Below are 19,381 nucleotides of genomic sequence, written 5' to 3'. Positions count from 1 at the left end.
TTTCTTGGCGACGACGGGTGCCGTCATGGCCGCCACGGCCTTTGTCGCGCCGGGCATTAATCTGGCGCTTGCCGATAACGGTCAGTATCGCGAAAACCAGCCGACCCAGCTTCCCGGTTTCTGGACCAGCGACAGGGCCAATGCTCCCGCCCCGGTCCGTGCACCAGCGCCCGCCGCGCTCGATAGCGTCATCCAGTCGCTGGGCCGCAACTTCAATGGCCAGGTCGGTATCGCCGTGCAGAGCATCGATGATGGCTGGACGATCAATTATAACGGCAACCGTCGTTATCCGCAGCAGAGCGTATCAAAGCTGTGGGTCGCCATGACCATGCTGGACGCCGTGGACCGCGGCAAGATCACGCTCGCCACCCCCGTCACCATCCGCCCGCAGGATCTGACCCTGTTCCATCAGCCGATCGCAGCCATGGTCAAGCCGGAAGGTTACACGACCACGGTACAGGATCTTTTCTATCGCGCGATGACGCAGAGCGACAATACCGCCAACGACAGCGTCATGCGCGCAGTCGGCGGTCCATCGGCAGTGCAGGGTTTCCTGGCCAGACGCTTCATCGACGGTGTGCGCTTCGGCCCCGGCGAACGCCTGCTCCAAAGCGGCACGGCGGGTCTAATCTGGGACCAGAACTTGGCCTATGGCCGCAGTTTCTATGCCGCGCGCGCAGCCTTGCCCCTAGCGGCACGCAATCGTGCACTCGACGCCTATCTCGCCGATCCGCCGGATGGCGCATCGCCGGTCGGCATTGTGACCGCGCTCGCCAAGCTGAAGCGCGGCGAGATGCTCTCGCCAGCGTCGACCAGCATCCTGCTATCCACCATGTCCGAAGCCAAGACCGGACCGCAGCGGATCAAGGGGGGCGTTCCCGCCGGCTGGTATTATGCCCACAAGACCGGGACCGGGCAGGAGCTGGCCCCACGGTCCACCGGCTTCAACGATGTTGGCATCATGACTGCCCCCGATGGCTCCAGCTATGCGCTGGCGGTTATGATCGGCAGCACGACCGTATCCATTCCCGAACGCTGGGCGCTGATGCAGGCGGTGTCGCGCACGGTGGCAGGCATGCACCAGCCCGCCGCGCGCTCAGCCTATAACGATAATATCACAGGTAGAAATCGCCCCTGATGGCAGTGCGACAACGGCCGGTCGGCGTCACCGTCACATCGTCCAGTCGGCAGTCCAGTCTGCCAACCCGCGCTCTGGCCTGATGGGCGGTGAAGGTGCGGCGGCCGAGACGCTGCGCCCAATAGCGGGCGATGACGAAATAGGCCGCACCGGTAACAGTATCTTCTCCCACGCCTCCACCGGGCAGAAAGACACGGCTGACCACATCCATCGCCTCCCCTGGCGCTGTTGCGATCAACAGGATAGCCCATCTCGCGTAAAGCTGAGAGGTCCGGCGCCAACGCCCGTATCGCAGCCTCGTCGGGATAGACGAAGACGGCGTACCCACCCTCCCGCCATAGCGTACTCTCCACCGGGCCGCCCATGGGCGCGAGGAAATCCGGCAGCGCGCTGGGTTCTGCGCCCCAATCCGGCAGGCGCAACGCCAATCTGTCAGCCATACGGCTGACCAGCAGACCACCCGCCTGCCGGGTACGGAACAGGATATGGTTCCGCTCGCCGATCAGTACATGGCCCGACGCCATGGTTGCGTGGCCGCAGAGCGCAACCTCGACCGTCGGCGTGAACCACCGCAGTTCATGATCCGCCCCCGCCCTCTTTGGCAAAGCGACGGTGAAGGCGGATTCGGCGAGATTATTTTCCGCCGCGATGGCCTGCAACACAGGGTCGGGGAGCCAGGCGTCGAGATGGATCACGGCGGCGGGATTGCCGGTGAAGGGCGCGTCGGCGAAGCGTCAACCTAGGTGAAGGGCAGGCGCGTGGGAGACGTCAAAACCCCCGCCTTTCCGCCTTTTGATCGGCCACGAGATCGCGCGCGTCGCGCTCTGTCAGGGGATCGCCTTTATCAACATGACCAACCGGATCGGGGTGTATCAATATCTCCACCCCCGGAAACTCAAGCCGCAGGCGGCTTTCCACCTCGTCCATCACCCGATGCGCGTGCGAAAGCGGCATAAACGGGTCCATCCAGACGTGAAATTGCACGAAATCGCGCGCTCCCGCCGTCCGGGTGCGCAGATCATGGATGCCCTGCAACTCCGGGTGGCGGCTGGCGACGGCCAGGAAACGCTCCCGCCGGTCGAGCGGCCATTCGCGATCCATCAACTGGTCGATCGCCTGCGTCGAGGCGCGCCATGCCCCCCAGCCCAGCCACAGCCCGATGGCGATGCCGAACAGCGCATCCGCCCCGCGCAGCCCCGCCACTATGTCGAGGAGCAGCGCCGCGATCACCGCGCCGTTGAGCAGCAGGTCGGACTGATAATGGACATTGTCCGCCTGAATGGCGACCGAGCCGGTCCGGCGGATGATCCGCCGCTGATAGGCAAGCAGCGCCAGCGTCACCGCCATCGCCGCAAGGGACACGCCCACGCCTGTCCCCAGCCCCTCCGGCGCGGCGCCCCCCTGCAACCGATCCACCGACCGGGCGATGATCGCGATGGCGGCGACGCTGATGAGGGAAACCTGGAACAGGGCGGCCAGCGCCTCCGCCTTGCCATGGCCGAAACGGTGATGGGCGTCGGCGGGCTGCGCCGCGACATGCACGGCGACCAGCGTGACGAGGCTGGCGACCAGATCCAGCGCGGTGTCCGCCAGCGACCCCAGCATCGCGATGGAGCCGGTCGCCCAGAGCGCATAGCCCTTGAGCAGGCCCAGCAGCAGCGCGGCCGACACGCTGGCCACCGCCGCCCGCCGGTTGAGCGCCCCGGTCGCGGCCAGATGCTGCCGGTCCTGCGCGGCGTAGAGCGCCTGCGTCATGCCGCGGCCTTTCTGATCGAAGGAGCCTGCGTCATGGATGGCCCGGCATCAGGGATCGCCCGGCATGAGGGGTGACCCCGCGTCACGGGTAGAGCAGCCCGCTCCGCCAGCCGCCATGCCCGTCGCGCGTGAACAGGGTGCGTTCATGCAGGCGATATTCGCGGTCCTGCCAATATTCGATCCGGTCCGGCACCAGCCGGAAGCCCGACCAGTGGGGCGGGCGCGGCACGTCGCCCCCGGCGAACTGCGCCTCCCGCTCCGCAAAGCGGGCGAGGAACACGTCCCGGCCGGGCAGCGGCCGCGACTGGTCGGAGGCCCATGCGCCGAGCTGGGAATCGCGGCTGCGCGTCGCGAAATAGGCGTCGGCGGTCGCATCGTCGACCCGGCCCACGACGCCCTCTATCCGAATTTGACGCCGCAGCGACTTCCAGTGGAACAGCAGCGCGGCATGGGGATTGCCCAGCAGATCGCCCGCCTTGCGCCCTTCGAAATTCGTGTAGAAGACAAAGCCGTCCGGCCCGTGCCCCTTGAGCAGCACCATGCGCGCGGAGGGCCGTCCCTGCGCGTCCACCGTCGCCAGCGTCATGGCATTGCTGTCGTTGATCTCGCTCGACCGCGCCTCCGCATACCATTGGTCGAACAGCGAAAAAGGATCGGTCTGGGTCATGGCCGCCATGTCTAGCCCCGGCCCCCGCCCCTGTCGAGACGCTGACGCGCCGCCGGGCATGACGACGATCCCGCACGGCGAAAGGCCGGTTGCACTTGCGGAGCGGCCCGCAAATTGCCAGATGGAGCGCCACGGAGCATGAAAAGACGCAATGGCTGATCCCTATTCCCTGCTGGGCATACCCCGCACGGCCGATGACGCGGCCATCAAGTCCGCCTATCGCAAGCTCGCCAAGGAGCTGCACCCGGACAAGAACAAGGATAATCCGAAGGCGGCGGACCGCTTTTCGGAGGTGACGGCCGCTTATGACCTGTTGTCGGACAAGGACAAGCGCGCCCAGTTCGACCGGGGCGAGATCGACGGCAGCGGCAACCCCACCAACCCCTTTGGTGGCGGATTCGGCGGCGGCGGCGGTTTTCGCCAGGGTCCGGGCGGGTTCGAAACCGGCGGCAATGATTTCGGCGATATTTTCGAAGGGCTGTTCGGCGGCGGACGGCGGGGCGGCGGCACCGGCGGCTTCACCGGATTTGGCGCGCGCGCCCAGCCGCCACGACAGGGCGACAATGTGCAATATCGCCTGCGTGTCGGCTTCATCGACGCGGCGACCCGCGCGCCGCAGCGCATCACGTTGCAGGATGGCAAGACGCTCGACCTCAAGCTGCCCGCGGGCGTGGAGAGCGGTATGCAGATGCGGCTGTCCGGCAAGGGCGAGCGCGGCCCCGGCGGCGCGGGCGACGCCATCGTCACCATCGAGATCGACAACCACCCCTTTTTCAAGCGCGATGGCGACGATGTGCGGGTGGACGTGCCCATCACGCTGGACGAGGCGGTCAACGGCGCGCGGATCAAGGTGCCGACGGTCGACGGCCCGGTGATATTGGCGGTGGCCGCTGGCGCCCGGTCCGGCCAGTCGCTGCGCCTGAAGGAAAGGGGCTTCACCCGCAAGGACGGCACGCGCGGCGCGCAATATGTCACGCTGATGATCGACCTGCCCGCCGATGACGAGCGGCTGAAGGCCTTTGTCGCGGACTGGACGGATACGCGGGCGGTGCGGGGCGACCTGGGCGTCTGACGCCCTGCGCCCCTGTGGTCCCTGACAGCTTTGCGGCAGGCATGGGACCGCAAGGCCCGTCATGCGTTGCACGATGGCGCGGGATACCGGCGCGGGATAGCGTTGGCAGGACATAGGGTCGACTGGGCATAAGGCCGAAAGGGGGCAGGAGCGCGGATGCAGGATCTTTCCCCCCAGTCCCCGGAGGCGCGGCGCAAACGCGGGACCGCCCGCTTTCGCGCGGAGGTTGAGGAGCAACTGGGCCTGCGCACGGTGGAGATCATCAAGCGGGTCGCGGTCGGCGTCTATTCCGACGGGTTCATCCACGCGGGCAATCTGGCCTATCTGACCCTCGTCGCCCTGTTCCCCTTCTTCATCGTCGCGGCGGCGGTGGCGCAGGTGTTCGGCAAGACGACGGAGGGGCTGGCGGCGGTCAACGCCTTCCTCTCCACCCTGCCGCCTAATGTGGAGGTGGTGCTGCGCGAACCGATCCATCAGGCGCTGGTGGCGCGCACCGGCAACCTGCTGTGGTTCGGCGCGGCGGTCGGGCTGTGGACGGTGGGCAGCCTGATCGAGACGATCCGCGACATATTGCGCCGCGCCTATGGGACGAAGAGCAGCCGCCCCTTCTGGCATTATCGGCTGGGGTCGATCGGCATCATCTTCGTGTGCGTGTTCGCGATCATGTTCGCCTTTTCGTTGCAGGTCATCATCGGGGCGGCGGACGCCTTCCTGCACCGGCTGCTGCCCTTCGCGGACGAGGCCATCGCCATCGTGCAGGCGACGCGGATCGCACCCGCGCTGATCCTGTTCGTCGGCCTTTTCTATCTTTTCGCGGCGCTGACACCCAGCCGTTACCGGGGACCGGCCTTCCCCAAATGGCCCGGCGCGGCGATGACGACGGGCTGGTGGTACGTCACCTGCCTGGCGCTTCCCACCGCCCTGTCCTACCTCGGCGGCTACAACCTGACCTATGGCGGTCTGGCCGGTGCGATGATCACCCTCATTTTTTTCTTCATCATCGGGCTTGGCGTGGTAATTGGCGCGGAATTAAACGCGGCGCTTGCGGAGTTCCCCGATACGGGCGAGGAACTCGACACCATGACGCCAGCCACTGAAATGAGGGAGACTTCCGGGGAATGAGCGGACTGATGACCGGAAAACGCGGGCTGATTATGGGCCTCGCGAACGACAAGTCGCTGGCATGGGGTATTGCGCAGGCATTGCACGCGCAGGGGGCGGAGCTTGCCTTCAGCTTTCCCAACGCGGCGATCGAAAAGCGCGTGCGCCCGCTGGCGGAGTCGCTGGGGAGCGATTTCGTGTTCCCCTGCGACGTGTCCGACATGGCCGCGCTTGATGACGCTTTTGCGACACTGGCGGCGCGCTGGCCCAAGATCGACTTCCTCGTCCACGCCATTGGTGCGTCGGACAAGAATGAACTGCGCGGCCGCTACGCCGACACCAGCCTCGAAAACTTCCTGAGCACGATGAACATCAGCGTGTACAGCTTCACCGCCGTCGCCCAGCGCGCCGCCGCGATGATGCCGGACGGCGGATCGCTGCTGACGCTGAGCTATTATGGCGCGGAAAAGGTCGTGCCCCATTATAATGTGATGGGCGTGGCGAAATCGGCGCTGGAGACCAGCGTGAAATATCTGGCCGCCGACCTGGGCCAGGACAATATCCGCGTCAACGCCATCTCCGCCGGGCCGATCCGCACGCTGGCGGCGTCGGGCATCGGCGATTTCAACCTGATCCTGAAATGGAACGAGCTGAATTCGCCGCTGCGCCGCAATGTCACGATCGAGGATGTGGGCGGCTCCGCCCTCTACCTCCTCTCCGACCTGGCGTCGGGCGTGACCGGCGAGACGCATCATGTCGACGCGGGCTATCATGTCGTCGGCATGAAGGCCGAGGACGCGCCCGACATCGCGCTGGTGAAGTGAAGGCAGGCTGATCGCGTGAGCTTCAACACCTTCGGTCGCGTCTTCCGCTTCACCACCTGGGGGGAGAGCCATGGCCCCGCCATCGGCACGGTCGTGGACGGCTGCCCCCCCGGCATCCCGCTGAGCGAGGCGGACATCCAGCCCTGGCTGGACCGGCGCAAGCCCGGCACGTCCCGCTTCACCACGCAGCGGCGCGAACCGGACGAGGTGCGCATCCTGTCCGGCGTGTTCGAGGGCAAGACCACGGGCACCCCGATCAGCCTGATGATCGAGAATGTGGACCAGCGGTCGAAGGATTATGGCGACGTCGCGCTCGCCTATCGTCCCGGCCATGCAGATCAGGTCTATGACGTGAAATATGGCTTTCGCGACTATCGCGGCGGCGGGCGTTCGTCGGCGCGCGAAACGGCGAGCCGGGTCGCGGCGGGCGCGGTAGCGCGGGCGGCCATTCCGGGCGTGAGCATCCGTGGCTGGGTCAGCGCCATCGGCGGCGACGGCATCGACTATGCCCATTTCGACGCGGCGGAGATCGACCGCAACCCCTTCTTCTGCCCCGACCCCCGCGCCGCAGAGCGGTGGGAGAAGCTGGTGGACGAGGTGCGCAAGGCCGGTTCGTCCATCGGCGCGGTGGTGGAGTGCGAGGCGACCGGCGTTCCCGCAGGCTGGGGCGCGCCGCTCTATGCCAAACTGGACAGCGAACTGGCCTCCGCGATGATGAGCATCAACGCGGTCAAGGGCGTGGAGATCGGCGACGGGTTCGAGGCGGCCTCCGCGCGCGGTGAGGACAATGCCGACCCCATCCGCCCCGGCCCGCCCGGCTCCAACAGCGGCCCGCGCATCATGGCGAACCATGCGGGCGGCATATTGGGCGGCATCTCCAACGGCCAGCCGATCCGGGTGCGCGTGGCGTTCAAGCCCACCAGTTCCATCCTGATCCCCGTCGACACGGTGACGCGCGACGGCGCGGCGGCCGAGATCGTCACCAAGGGCCGCCACGACCCGTGCGTCGGCATCCGTGGCGTACCGGTGGTGGAGGCGATGATGGCGCTGGTGCTGGCGGACCAATATCTGCTCGACCGCGCACAATGCGGCGTGCGGGGGGCCTGACCGGCGACGGGCATCCTCTCCTGTGGTTGCCTCCCCCCGCCGCCTGCCCCCCCCCTGCCCCGTCACAGTGACACCCCACCCCCGTCACAGTGTGGTTGCCTCCCCCTGCCCCCTGTCCCGCGCTCGCCAGTCCTTTGGACGCGGCCCCTGCCGCCGCGCGACGGGACCGGAGCATGGCCCGTTCCACCTTAACCGGGCCATGCTTTCCCTCTTCTCTTCTTTGTGTATTCCATCCGATCCACAGATGATGCGAACCGGCGCGCACTATCCTGATATAGATCAATAGTATCAGACGCTTCATCCCTATGACCGGATCGACCGGAACCTTTGCACCGTCCAGCGGCTTATTAGGCACGCTTTAGACAAGCACAGAAAATTCGTGAGGATTGGATATGAAGAGGTTCCCCATTATTGCCGCCTTGTCGGCACTCGTTCTTCCCTTCGCCGCGCAGGCCCAGATCGGCGGTGCGGTGGGCGGCACCGTTGGATCGACGGTGGGTAGCGCCGGCGGACAGGTTGGCAGCACGGTGGGCGGTTCCGTTACCGCACCGACCGGCTCCACCGTGGATGTCGTCGGATCGACCGTGGGCCAGACCAGCGACCATGCTGGCGCTGCCGTCACGCAGGGCGCAGGCACCGCGCGCGACACCACGCGCAAGGCCAAGCGGGCGGGCCGCAACGCCGCGGACAAGGCGGCGGACACCGCCCGTTCCACCACCGATAGCGCGACCGGTGCCGCATCCGGCGCGACCACCGGCAGCGTGGGCGGAAACGCCGGGGCGGTCGGTGCGATCACGCCCGGCGGCAGTTCGGTTGGCGCATCGGGCGCGGCGGGCGGCTCCAACGCCAGCGGCGCGGCCGGCGGCGCGAATGTCGGCGCAGGCGCGTCGGTTACCCCCAATGGCGCCAATGTCGGCGCGGCGGGATCGGGCGGCGCGACGAACGGTCGCTGACGCTTCGTTCCCTCCCCCCTATACGCCATGAAAGAGGTCCGGGCTTTACCGCCCGGACCTTTTGCATAGGCGTCGCCCCCGTTTCCATGCCATGCTGCCATCCTGTATTGGGCCTGTATCGAGCCTGTATCGGGAGCGCAGCATCAATGACGGTATCGGCCACAGGCGGGAAAGCGGCAGACGGGGACGCCACTGGCGGGGAACAGGGTTCGACCCTGCAATGGTGGATGCTGGGCGGCTTTCTGGGCGGCCTGATCCTCGGCCTGATCGTCTATAGCAGCGCGCATGACGCCGCATGGGTCGGATGGGTCATCAGCCATGTCACCAGCCCCATCGGCCAGATTTTCCTGCGCCTGCTGTTCATGCTGGTCATCCCGCTGCTCGTGTCCGCGCTGATCGTCGGCGTGGCGGACATGCGGGAGATCGGGACGCTGAAGTCCGTGGGCGTCCGCACGCTGATCTACACCATCGCCGTCTCCACCATCGCGGTTGTCATCAGCCTCGCCCTCGTCAACCTGATCCAGCCGGGCGCGGGCGTCAGCCGCGAGGTCGCGGCGCAGATGCTGGCCCAGTCCGGCGACAGCGCCAAGGCGATCACCGCCTCCGCCGGGGAAGCGAAGACGGGCATGGAGCAGTTCATCGCCATCGTCCCGTCCAACTTCATCCGCGCGATGAGCGAGAATGACGTGCTGGCCGTCATGTTCTTCGCCCTGCTCTTCGGCATCGGCTTCCTGTTCACGCCGGAGGAGAAGACCGCCCCGCTGAAGGCCGCCATCGAGGGCGTGTTCGAGATTGCGATGAAGCTGATCGGCCTCGTCATCCGGCTCGCGCCCCTCGCCATCTTCTGCTTCATGTTCAATCTGGCGGCGCAGTTCGGATGGGACTTGCTGATCCGGCTTTCCGGCTATGTCGCGGTCGTGCTGCTGGCGCTGGGGTTGCAGATGTTCGGCGTCTTTCCGCTGATCCTCGCCACGCTGGGCCGCAAAAGCCCCGTCGCCTTTTTCCGCGAGGTGCGCGAGCCGATGGTGATGGCCTTCGCCACCGCCTCCTCCAACGCCACGCTGCCCACGTCTCTGGTGGCCGCGCGCGACAAGTTGCACCTGCCCGATACGGTCGCCCGCTTCGTGCTGACCATCGGCGCGACCGCCAACCAGAATGGATCGGCGATGTTCGAGGGCGTGACCGTCCTGTTCCTCGCGCAGTTTTTCGGCGTGAACCTGGACCTGGGGCAGCAGGTGGTGGTGATGCTGATCTGCATATTGGGCGGCATCGGCACGGCGGGCGTCCCGGCGGGGACTCTGCCGGTGATCGCGCTGATCCTTGGCTCCATGGGCGTGCCGCCGGAGGGTATCGGCCTCGTCCTCGGCGTCGACCGCTTCCTCGACATGTGCCGCACCACCGTCAACGTGATCGGCGATCTGGTGGCGGCGCAGGTGGTCAGCGCCACCTCCGCCACCGCCCTCTCCTCACATCAGGTTGAACAGGCGCCCTAGGAAGATCAGCAGCATCGCGCCCAGCACGGAGCCGAGGCATCCCGCAGGCTCCACCGGGCGACCGCGCCGCGCGCTGAAGACTTTGCCGACCAGCCCGCCCGCGAACGACCCGCCAAGGCCCAGCAGGATGGTCGCGATCCAGCCCATCGGCACCGTGCCGGGGTAGAAGAAGCGGGCCAGCCATCCGAAAAAGAGGCCGACGATGATGAGCCGCAGAATATAGAACATCGTTCACTCCCCCTTTGCCAGAACGCCGGAATGATATGTGGCGCATCCGCCACGGCGCAAGGCCCCGCATGATATGGACTTGGCAAGCTTTTGCCATTAGCCGGAGCGCCTATCGCGGCGCGATCCAAGGCAAGGGAAACAGCCATGACCACCATCATCAAGACGGCAGACCTGATCGATAGCGTCGCCGATGCGCTCCAGTACATCAGCTATTATCACCCGATGGACTATATCCGCGCACTGGGCGACGCCTATGAGGCGGAGAAATCCCCCGCGGCCAAGGACGCCATCGCGCAGATCCTGACCAACAGCCGCATGTGCGCGGAGGGGCATCGCCCGATCTGCCAGGACACGGGCATCGTCAACGTCTTCCTGAAATGGGGCATGGACTGCCGCCTGGACGACACCAGCCGGTCGTTGCAGGATGTGGTGGATGAGGGCGTGCGCCGCGCCTACCTCAACCCCGAAAACCGCCTGCGCGCCTCCGTCCTCGCGGACCCGGCCTTCACCCGCCGCAACACCAAGGACAATACGCCCTGCGTGCTGACCGTGGACATGGTGCCCGGCCATCATGTGCATGTGGACGTCGCGGCCAAGGGCGGCGGGTCGGAGAACAAGACCAAGTTCAAGATGATGAACCCGTCCGACAATATCGTCGACTGGGTCGTGGACATGATCCCGCAGATGGGCGCAGGCTGGTGCCCGCCCGGCATGTTGGGCATCGGCATCGGCGGCACGGCGGAAAAGGCCGTGATGCTGGCCAAGGAATCGCTGATGGGCCAGATCGACATGGCGCAGCTTAAAGAGCGCGGTCCGCAGAACGACATCGAGGCGATGCGGATCGAGATTTTCGACAAGGTCAACGCGCTGGGCGTGGGCGCGCAGGGTCTGGGCGGCCTGTCCACCATCCTCGACGTCAAGATCTTCGACTATCCCTGCCATGCGGCGGGCAAGCCGGTGGCGATGATCCCCAATTGCGCGGCGACCCGCCACGCCCATTTCACCCTCGACGGCAGCGGCCCGGCCTATCTGGAAGCGCCCAAGCTGGACGAGTGGCCCAAGGTCGACTGGAAACCGGACAAGGCGGCGATCAGCGTCGACCTCGACACGCTGACCCCCGACGTGGTGCAGAGCTGGAAGCATGGCGACCGCCTGCTGCTGAACGGCAAGATGCTGACCGGCCGCGACGCCGCGCACAAGCGGATCAAGGACATGCTGGCCAAGGGCGAGACGCTGCCCGTCGATTTCAAGGGCCGGGTGATCTATTATGTCGGCCCTGTCGACCCGGTGGGTGACGAGGTGGTCGGCCCCGCCGGCCCCACCACCGCGACCCGCATGGACAGCTTCATGGACATGATGCTGGAGCAGGGCCTGCTGTCCTGCGTCGGCAAGGCGGAGCGCGGCGTCGCCGCCACCGCCGCCATCGCCAAGCATAAGAGCGCCTACCTCATGGCGGTCGGCGGCGCGGCCTATCTGGTCGCCCGCGCGATCAAGGGCGCGAAGGTCGTCGGCTTCGAGGATCTGGGCATGGAAGCCATCTATGAGTTCGATGTGCAGGACATGCCGGTGACCGTGGCCGTGGATAGCGAGGGCAAGAATGTCCACACCCTCGCCCCTGCCGAATGGAAAGAGCGGATCGCGAAGGAAAAGCTGCTCGCCTGATCGGGCGCGACGGCAGCATAGGGCATAGGGCATAGGGCATCGGGTGGCGGTCGTCGGGAAACGGGGGCCGCCATTTTCCCGTTATACTGGATCAAGGCGGGAAACCCCGCCGCGAGAGGGACGTTTCCATGGGCAAGGAGACGCCCCCATGTCCTTCACCCAGCTCAATCCCCCGATCCCGCTCGACGTCCTCGACAAGGGAAAGGGCATGGCGATCGGCATGATTGACTATGGCCCGGAGCATAATCTGATCTGGGTGACGGCGATCGACGCGACCGGCGAAATCTGGTGCGCGCCCAATCCGCAGGTGCGGATGCAATCCAACTGGACGATGGGCCGGGGCAAGGCGCCGGACGGGGCGGCGCGCTGGCCGGTCGAGGGGTTGCGGACGGTGAACGGGGCGTGAGGGCCGGTAGGGTTGTGCGCGCGGCGTAGGGGATAGGGCATCGGGTGACGGTGGCGGTGCCGGTCGATGACCTCGGCAGCGGAAGAGCTGGCCCGATCTCACACGGTCATATCCGTCATCGCCGGACCGTGAGCGCCGGGGCGCTTTTCGAAGCGGATGGCGTCATACGCTGACCCGGAAATGCGGAGCCAAACGGAAAAAAGAGCATGGAGCGGTGCAAGCCGATGGATCATGCTCTGGAATGGCCGCCTGTCCATGCTGTAACCGAACGAAGGTCTGGCGGCGGTGGCCGCTCGCATCCCCCTGCAACGTCCCGGAGCCGAGGGACGAACGGCCCGGTCAGCCATGCCCCCGTCACGCCAAGGGGCCGAACCGGTCGCCAGTCCATGCTGTAACCAACATTAACCCCGGCCGTTGCCGTTTCCTTAGCCGCGCTGCTGTCTACGGGCATCATGTTGATCTGGAAGATTTTTCGGGCATCGACTCCAGCCCTCGCGCTGGTCGCCTGCGCCTGCATGCACACGGATGAGGTGCCGGACGCGCCGCGCATCGCGGGCGATACGCCGCGCGACGTGGCGTCATCCATCAGCCGGCTGAAGGCGGGACTGGAGGGGAAGCGGCAAGTCGCGTTCGAGCAGGCGATCACCACGCTGGCGCTGGTCTCGCCGGACAAGAACGACGCCCGCTCGATCGGCAATATGACGCCGCAGTTCGCCCGAATGGTGAGCGGGCGCAGCGTGGACCAGATCATCCAGATCGCCGATGTCTATCGGGCCAGCGTTCCGCGCGACCGGCGCTGAAGCGGGAGCGGCTTCGCACAGCGCAGGGGGTGATGGCGGACGCTACACAATGCGCCGCCGGAAGAATGGGGCGCGGTCGCCGTTGAACGCCCCCGTCGGATGCCCTTTGCCCGAACGGCCGGCGGCGGATCAGTGGGAGAGTATCCCGCCTTTCTTCACCATCCGGCGAGAAACGCCGTCAGCAAAATCCTTCAGCTTTGGCCGACCGTCGCGCCCTCATTGCTGACCAGACGCAGGTCGGCATGCGCCTCTCCGCCACGATGGCTGAACTGGCCCGCGACTTCGGCGCCGGGCGCGATGCTGATCGACTGATAGACAATGTCGCCGGTGATGCGGGCGCTGGCCTCCACGATCAGTTCGTCGGCGGCGATGCTGCCCTCGACATGGCCCGCGATGCGCGCGCTGCGGGCGGTGATCGCGCCATGGATATGGCTTTCCGGTCCCTGCACCAGCGCGGCGCAGGCGATATTGCCGTTCACCCGGCCATCGACATGCAGATCGACCGACGCCGCCACATCGCCCTGGATGGTGACGTCCGCGCCGATGAGCGAGAAGGGAATCCGGTTAGCCCCGGTTGCCGGGCCGACGGCCGGACGGGAGGCTGTCTTCGCGGGCTTCGAGAACATGGGGTCGTGCCTCCAGGAAAGGCCGGGGGTTCACCGCCGCGCCGTTGATCCGTACTTCGAAATGGAGATGGGTGCCGGTCGAGCGGCCCGTCGAACCCATGCGGCCGATCGGCTGTCCGCGCTCCACCGCCTGTCCGGGCCGGGCGACGAAGCCCGCCAGATGGGCGTAGCGGGTCAGGATGCCATGGCCATGATCGACCTCGATGCAATTGCCATAGCCGCTGCGTTGGCCGACGAAGGCGACGCGCCCCTCCGACGCGGCGAGGATCGGCTGGCCGTAACGGCCGGGAAAGTCGATGCCGCTGTGGAAGGCGGCGAGGCCGTTGAACGGATCGCGACGATAGCCATAGGAGCTGGTCAGCATCGGCGACGCGGTGGGGCTGCCCGATGGCAGGACGGTCAGCGCCGATTCCATCGCGGAGAGCCGGTCGAGCAGGGTGGAGAGCGAACGAAGCTGCCGGTCCTTGCCCAGCGTGGCCAGCGCGACCGTGCCCGCCGCCGGGATGAAGGGACCGCCGCTGCCGGAGCGGGCAAGCTGCGCGGGGTTGAGGCCGACCTGCCGGATCGCGGCCTCCACTCTGGCCAGCCGCGCCTTGGCCGCGACGCCGAGCGCGGCGGCGAAATCGCTCTGCCGTTCGCGCAGGATCGCGAGGCGGCCCGCGCCGCTGTGGCCGGTCATGCCCAGCGTCCGGGGTTTGGGGTCTGCGGCGGGCTTCCCGGAAGCAGCCCTGGCCGCTTCACCGACGACGCGGGACTGGTCCACATCCTCACCGAAATGGGTCTGCATCAGGGCGTCGAGCGCATCCTGACGCTTTTCCAGATCGCGCGCGACACTATCGACGGATCGGCGGTCGGCGCTGGCCCGTGCGGCCTCGCTGCTGACGGCGGTGCGGGTGGCGAGGATCGCGGCCTGCTGCGCCTCCACCGACGCCTGCCGCCACAGCATCAGGCCCATCAGGACGAGCCAGACGCCGAGCAGCATCGCCACGATCCCGGCCGCCATGACCTGCATGCGCGTCGTGATCCGCACGAAACGGACGGTCCCGCCCGCACGGACGAAAATCTCGCGTTCGGGGACGAGCGCCAGCAGGCGCGGGACGATCCCCGTCCCCATATTGGTTTTCAGCACTGGCGACCCGATGTTATGATTACCCCACGGGCGGGGCGCTACCAGAGCAGGCAGCATGATCCGAATCCGCTGGCGGATTCGCGGGACGAGTCGAACCGTTACTGAGATGAATCGAATATTCCCGTGACTTTTTGGTCACAGGATCGGGGGAATCGTCCCTCGACTCGGAGGGATTTCAGGCGGCGGCGCTGTCCGGTAGGGCGTCCATGTCGAAAGCGTTGACCCGTTGCGACACCAGCATGGCCGAGCCGAAAATGCTCATGAAGCTGATGTCCGTCGCGTCGCGCCCGGTGGCGATGCGGACGAAATGCTGGTCCGGCGCCATGCGAGCCGGATCGACCAGATGCCATGCGCCGTCGAGATACACCTCCACCACCGCATGGAAATCCTGCGGGTCGAGACCGGGGGCATAGACGGATACAGCCCGCGCCGGGATGCCCGCCGCGCGCGCGAAGCTGATCATCAGATGCGCATAGTCGCGGCACACGCCCCGGCGGGACAGAAAGGTGTCGATCGCCGTCGTCTCCGCCGTGCTGGCGCCGGGCGTGTAGGTCAGATGCTCGCAGATCCAGTCCGCCATCGCCTCCACCTGATCGCCGCCCTGCAATTCGCCAAAGGTATCGCCGACGAACAGGGGCAGCCGGTCCGATTCGCAATAGCGGCTGGGGAAGAGATAGGGCACCGCCTCCGCCGGGAGGTCGATGCGGCGGCCCAGCGGCTTGCCCGCCAGCGAGGTGGGCGCGCGGTCCACCAGCACCTCCGCCACATAATCCACGGTGACGCGGCCATTGCCGGTGAACCATGTCCGGCTGCTGCCGTCGATGGGGTCGATCACCGGCTTCATCGGCTCCGCACCCGTCACCAGCAGATTGTCGCTGAGCAGTTGCTGGTCCGCCATCGGGATCGCCTGCACCGCCAGCAGTATGTCCGCCGGGCCGGGCAGGTCATAGGTCATCAGCACTTCGATCTTGCAGCGCATGCGGAGTGTCTCTCGGATTTATGATGTGGGGAGTATGCGACCGTAACACGCCATATGTGCCAGTGTTGCACGGCCTGTGGCGATTGCAGAAATATCAGTCGTAGCCGGGGCCGGTCAGCGATCCTGCATCACACAGCCGAAGCCGGGCACCAGACGGGCGGTGCGATGCGCGAGCACGGGCACGCTGGCGTCCACGCCCCGACCTGCCGCGCCCCGACCCGGCCCATCGCTATCGGCGGGGGTGTCGGACAGATGGACCAGCCCCATGCCGGTCAGCCGGGCGAAGTCCGTCCGGCAGCTTTCGATCGGGCGTCCTTCCACATGGCGGCAGGAGCAGGCGATGCGCGCGCCGAATCCGGCGGCGATCCACGCCCGGTCGCGCCATGCGGACCAGTTCCAGACGCAGGCCAGAAGGATGATCGCCACCACCGCCAGAACGGGAAGCCGCCAGTCGAAACGCCGTTTCATGAAATCCCCATCGGGCGAGCGGGAGCGCCCTGCCCGCCCGCCTCTAATGCCTGTCCCGGCGCGAGGGAAGAGAGGTGATGCCGGGACGGGCCAGGTCCATCACCATGCTTTCCTCCGGGCGGCACAGCCCCTAAAAGCCGCGCGATGCACCTGCCTCCCTTCGCCCGCCTCGGCCTTGCGGCCCTGATCGCCCTCACCTGCGGTTGTTCGCCATCGTCCAGAGAGGGCGAGGTGGCGGCCGTCTATACGGGCGATTCGGACGTCAGCACGGATGCGCTGCGCCCGGCGGTCGAATCGCTGTTCGATGACGAGGGGCAGGATGCGGCGGGCGAGACTCGCGCCGTCATCGTCCTGCACGATGGCAAGGTGGTGGCAGAACGCTACGCCCCCGGCTTCACCGCCGACAGCCGTTTCCTGAGCTGGTCGGTGGCCAAGACGGTGACGGCGGTGCTGGTCGGCATCATGGTGTCCGACGGACGACTCAGCCTGGACGAACCGGTGCCGGTCCCGGCGTGGCAACGGGGTGCGGACCCACGCGGGGCGATCACCCTGCGCCAGATGCTGACCATGACGTCCGGCCTGACGCACAATGAAAAAGAGGAGCCGCTGGAACGCACCGACACGCTGCGCATGCTGGTGGGCGACGGGGCGAGCGACATGGCGCGCTATGCCGAGAGCAAGCCGCTGGCCCATACGCCGGGAGAGACATGGCAATATAGCAGCGCCACCACGCTGATCCTGTCCGACATGATGACGCGCCTGCTGACCAATGAGGACAGCCCGAAGGCGCGGCGCGATGCGATGCAGCGGTTCGTCCGCGAACGGTTAATGGTGCCGGTGGGCCTCAACAGCCTGATCCCCGAATATGATGCGCGCGGCACGATGATCGGCGGGGCGATCATGCATATGACGGCGCGCGATTATGGCAGGCTGGGCGAGCTGCTGCGCCGGGGCGGGCTGGCGCGTGGGCGGCAGATCGTGTCGCAACGCTGGGTGCAGTTCATGACGCGGCCGACGCCGGTGCATGAGGGCTATGGCGGCCACCTCTGGCTGAACCGGCCGGGGTCGGAGCGGGTGATGTTCGTCGACGATGCGCCACGCAGCCTCTACGCCGCCAACGGCCTGCGCGGCCAATATGTCATCGTGTCGCCCGCGCAGGGGCTGACCATCGTGCGGCTGGGCGTCACCAGCGACGAGCAGCTGCCCGCGTTGCGCGAGCGGCTGGCCCGCATCATCCGCAAATTTCCGGGTGGTTGAAAATATGCGGATGAAAACGGGCTGACGGCGGCGGGCATCTTCGCCTAACAGGAAGGCAGACGACGCGGACCAGCCATCGACATGGCGGCATCCGCATCGCCCCGACTGGAGAGGATGACCCGATGACGACCCCTGTGCCCACCCCTGTTCGACTGGCCCTGCTGCCCGCATTGGCCCTGATCGCGACCGCGCTGCCCGCAGCCGCCGTGATGGCGCGGGAGGTGCCGCCTGCCCCGGCGAAGGCTGGCGAGCAGCGGCTGGTCCCGCTGGAGGGCGGACAGAATTTCCGCGACCTGGGCGGCTATCGCACCGCCGACGGGCATCGGGTGAAATGGGGCATGCTCTATCGGTCCGGCGCGATGAACCGGCTGACCCCCGCCGATTTCCAGTATCTCGCCTCCATCGGCCTGAAGACCGTGGTCGATTTTCGCGGATCGGGCGAGCGCAAATCCGCGCCGGTCGTCTGGCCCGAAGCGTCCAAGCCGGTCGTCTTCGCCCGTGATTATGAACTGGCCAATGCGTCGCTGATGGCGCCGCTGGTCAAGAAGGGACTGACCGGGGACGAGGCGCGCGCGGTGATGGCGCAGCTCTATCGCGACATTCCCACCGCCTTTGCCGACCAGTATCGCCTCCTGTTCGCGGAACTGCTGGCGGGACACGCCCCGCTGGCGTTCAACTGTTCGGCGGGCAAGGACCGGACCGGCGTGGCGGCGGCGATCCTGCTGTCGGTGCTGGGCGTGGACCGGGAAACGGCGGTGCAGGATTACCTCCTGTCCAACCAATATTTCAAACCGGCCACCGCGCTCGATTCGCGCGACCCCCATGCCGCCGCGATGCAGGGCCTGTCGCCGGACGTGCTGAAGGCGCTGATGGGCGTCGACCGCCGCTATATCGAGACCGCTTTTGCCACCATCGACGCCTATCCGGGCGGGGCGAACGCCTATTATCGGGAGAAGCTGGGGCTGGATGCGGCGGCCATCGCGCAATTGCGGGGGATGTACCTTACGAAGGCGTAAGGTGCGCGCGCGACGGCAGCAGGACCATCGCCCCGCTGCCGTCGCGAACGCTTCAATCCACCAGATCCTCGATCAGCTCCCGGCCTTCCGCGTCGGACCAGTCCTTCGCGCCCACGACCCGCACCACTTCCTTCCCCTCGCGGTCGTACAGCACCGTCGTTGGCAGGACGCCGGTGGCATAATGGAAGCCCAGACCATTTTCCGGGTCGCGCCATGCGGCCAGATGAGGCAGCTTGTTCCTGGCGAAGAAGGCGGTGATCGCCCCCGCCTCTCCCGTGTCCTGCGAGACGGTCAGCACGGCCAGCCCCTTGCCCTTATATTGCGCCGCCAGCCTGTCGAGCATCGGCATTTCCGCCACGCACGGGCCACACCATGTCGCCCACAGGTTGACCAGCACCGGCCGGCCCCGGAAACTGTCGAGGGTCACGTCCTTGCCCGCCGGATCGGTGAAGATCAGGTCGGGCAGGTCCGCGCCCGCATGGCTGCGGTCGAGCTTTGCGGTGAAGGCGCCCTTGTCGCCCCCCGCCGTCGCATCGCCCGCGGGCGGAACTTCACCGGACGAGATATCGGCGGGCAACGGCACGGACGCGGCATTGACGGCGGCGTTGCTGCCGCCTTGCCCGTTTTCGCCGGATCGCCTATCGCAGCCGCCAGTCATCAACGTCATCCCGCAAAGCAGGAGCAAGGTCATTTCGGATCG

The 19,381-nt window shown here is 66.8% G+C and carries 20 protein-coding genes and 1 pseudogene; 12 read left to right on the top strand and 9 right to left on the bottom strand.

The features are described 5' to 3' along the window. Positions 1-4: 4 nt before the first annotated feature. Positions 5-1,138, top strand: coding sequence for a serine hydrolase (locus LWE61_RS03420; protein WP_234148636.1), 1,134 nt, complete (start codon positions 5-7; stop codon positions 1,136-1,138). Here the strand turns inward: LWE61_RS03420 and LWE61_RS03415 are convergent. From LWE61_RS03415 to pdxH, 3 genes and pseudogenes are all read right to left on the bottom strand, one after another. After that, positions 1,116-1,869, bottom strand: a pseudogene (locus LWE61_RS03415) (PhzF family phenazine biosynthesis protein); the annotation flags it as partial. The gene LWE61_RS03420 and the pseudogene LWE61_RS03415 sit on opposite strands and share 23 nt — an antisense overlap. A 37-nt stretch (positions 1,870-1,906) precedes the next feature. Beyond that, the gene (locus LWE61_RS03410; protein WP_234148635.1) at positions 1,907-2,893 is read right to left on the bottom strand and encodes a cation diffusion facilitator family transporter; all 987 of its coding nucleotides are present in this window, start codon (positions 2,891-2,893) and stop codon (positions 1,907-1,909) included. Positions 2,894-2,975: 82 nt separating this feature from the next. Further along, the gene (pdxH, locus tag LWE61_RS03405) at positions 2,976-3,560 is read right to left on the bottom strand and encodes a pyridoxamine 5'-phosphate oxidase (RefSeq protein WP_234148634.1); all 585 of its coding nucleotides are present in this window, start codon (positions 3,558-3,560) and stop codon (positions 2,976-2,978) included. Positions 3,561-3,711: 151 nt separating this feature from the next. Here pdxH and LWE61_RS03400 point away from each other — a divergent pair, with 151 nt between their 5' ends. The 6 genes from LWE61_RS03400 to LWE61_RS03375 all read left to right on the top strand — a co-directional run bounded on the left by LWE61_RS03400 (position 3,712) and on the right by LWE61_RS03375 (position 10,110). After that, positions 3,712-4,632 carry a DnaJ C-terminal domain-containing protein gene (locus LWE61_RS03400; protein ID WP_234148633.1) on the top strand — a complete coding sequence of 307 codons (921 nt, stop codon included), beginning with the start codon at positions 3,712-3,714 and terminating at the stop codon, positions 4,630-4,632. Between the two features lie 156 nt (positions 4,633-4,788). Next, complete coding sequence (locus tag LWE61_RS03395; protein ID WP_234148632.1) at positions 4,789-5,754, top strand: YihY/virulence factor BrkB family protein; 966 nt, start codon at positions 4,789-4,791, stop codon at positions 5,752-5,754. Further along, a complete protein-coding gene (gene fabI / locus LWE61_RS03390; protein ID WP_234148631.1) occupies positions 5,751-6,557 on the top strand; it encodes an enoyl-ACP reductase FabI in 807 nt (268 codons plus the stop codon). The genes LWE61_RS03395 and fabI overlap by 4 nt, the downstream gene beginning before the upstream one ends. A 15-nt stretch (positions 6,558-6,572) precedes the next feature. Beyond that, a complete protein-coding gene (aroC, locus tag LWE61_RS03385; RefSeq protein ID WP_234148630.1) occupies positions 6,573-7,664 on the top strand; it encodes a chorismate synthase in 1,092 nt (363 codons plus the stop codon). 392 nt (positions 7,665-8,056) lie between these two features. Further along, on the top strand, positions 8,057-8,617 hold the full coding sequence (locus LWE61_RS03380; RefSeq protein ID WP_234148629.1) for a hypothetical protein: 561 nt from the start codon (positions 8,057-8,059) through the stop codon (positions 8,615-8,617). Positions 8,618-8,763: 146 nt separating this feature from the next. Further along, positions 8,764-10,110 (top strand): dicarboxylate/amino acid:cation symporter, encoded by a 1,347-nt coding sequence (locus LWE61_RS03375; RefSeq protein WP_407696186.1) that lies wholly within the window; start codon positions 8,764-8,766, stop codon positions 10,108-10,110. Here LWE61_RS03375 and LWE61_RS03370 read toward each other — a convergent pair. Beyond that, positions 10,084-10,338 carry a GlsB/YeaQ/YmgE family stress response membrane protein gene (locus LWE61_RS03370; protein ID WP_234148628.1) on the bottom strand — a complete coding sequence of 85 codons (255 nt, stop codon included), beginning with the start codon at positions 10,336-10,338 and terminating at the stop codon, positions 10,084-10,086. The genes LWE61_RS03375 and LWE61_RS03370 overlap by 27 nt on opposite strands. A 144-nt stretch (positions 10,339-10,482) precedes the next feature. On the opposite strand from LWE61_RS03370, the gene LWE61_RS03365 reads away from it, so the two are divergent. From LWE61_RS03365 to LWE61_RS03355, 3 genes are all read left to right on the top strand, one after another. Beyond that, entirely contained in the window at positions 10,483-12,000 is a 1,518-nt protein-coding gene (locus tag LWE61_RS03365) for a fumarate hydratase (protein ID WP_234148627.1), read from the top strand. 148 nt (positions 12,001-12,148) lie between these two features. Next, positions 12,149-12,406 carry a hypothetical protein gene (locus tag LWE61_RS03360; protein ID WP_234148626.1) on the top strand — a complete coding sequence of 86 codons (258 nt, stop codon included), beginning with the start codon at positions 12,149-12,151 and terminating at the stop codon, positions 12,404-12,406. Positions 12,407-12,858: 452 nt separating this feature from the next. After that, positions 12,859-13,206: a hypothetical protein gene (locus LWE61_RS03355; protein WP_234148625.1), complete on the top strand. Its 348-nt coding sequence runs from the start codon at positions 12,859-12,861 to the stop codon at positions 13,204-13,206. A gap of 191 nt (positions 13,207-13,397) precedes the next feature. Here LWE61_RS03355 and LWE61_RS03350 read toward each other — a convergent pair whose 3' ends face one another. The 4 genes from LWE61_RS03350 to LWE61_RS03335 form a co-directional block, all read right to left on the bottom strand. Further along, the gene (locus LWE61_RS03350; protein ID WP_234148624.1) at positions 13,398-13,832 is read right to left on the bottom strand and encodes a bactofilin family protein; all 435 of its coding nucleotides are present in this window, start codon (positions 13,830-13,832) and stop codon (positions 13,398-13,400) included. Next, on the bottom strand, positions 13,771-15,018 hold the full coding sequence (locus LWE61_RS03345; RefSeq protein ID WP_234148623.1) for a M23 family metallopeptidase: 1,248 nt from the start codon (positions 15,016-15,018) through the stop codon (positions 13,771-13,773). The genes LWE61_RS03350 and LWE61_RS03345 overlap by 62 nt, the downstream gene beginning before the upstream one ends. A gap of 118 nt (positions 15,019-15,136) precedes the next feature. Next, complete coding sequence (locus LWE61_RS03340) at positions 15,137-15,940, bottom strand: transglutaminase-like domain-containing protein (protein ID WP_234148622.1); 804 nt, start codon at positions 15,938-15,940, stop codon at positions 15,137-15,139. 114 nt (positions 15,941-16,054) lie between these two features. Beyond that, positions 16,055-16,408, bottom strand: coding sequence for a hypothetical protein (locus LWE61_RS03335; protein ID WP_234148621.1), 354 nt, complete (start codon positions 16,406-16,408; stop codon positions 16,055-16,057). 144 nt (positions 16,409-16,552) lie between these two features. On the opposite strand from LWE61_RS03335, the gene LWE61_RS03330 reads away from it, so the two are divergent. Continuing rightward, positions 16,553-17,665 carry a serine hydrolase domain-containing protein gene (locus LWE61_RS03330; RefSeq protein ID WP_234148620.1) on the top strand — a complete coding sequence of 371 codons (1,113 nt, stop codon included), beginning with the start codon at positions 16,553-16,555 and terminating at the stop codon, positions 17,663-17,665. A gap of 122 nt (positions 17,666-17,787) precedes the next feature. Continuing rightward, positions 17,788-18,681: a tyrosine-protein phosphatase gene (locus LWE61_RS03325; protein ID WP_234148619.1), complete on the top strand. Its 894-nt coding sequence runs from the start codon at positions 17,788-17,790 to the stop codon at positions 18,679-18,681. A gap of 52 nt (positions 18,682-18,733) precedes the next feature. Here the strand turns inward: LWE61_RS03325 and LWE61_RS03320 are convergent, their stop codons facing one another. Then, complete coding sequence (locus LWE61_RS03320) at positions 18,734-19,372, bottom strand: TlpA family protein disulfide reductase (RefSeq protein WP_234148618.1); 639 nt, start codon at positions 19,370-19,372, stop codon at positions 18,734-18,736. Positions 19,373-19,381 lie beyond the last annotated feature (9 nt).

Source organism: Sphingobium sufflavum, from assembly GCF_021403115.1.
GTDB lineage: Bacteria > Pseudomonadota > Alphaproteobacteria > Sphingomonadales > Sphingomonadaceae > Sphingobium > Sphingobium sufflavum.
This window is presented reverse-complemented; position numbering and strand designations above follow the sequence as displayed.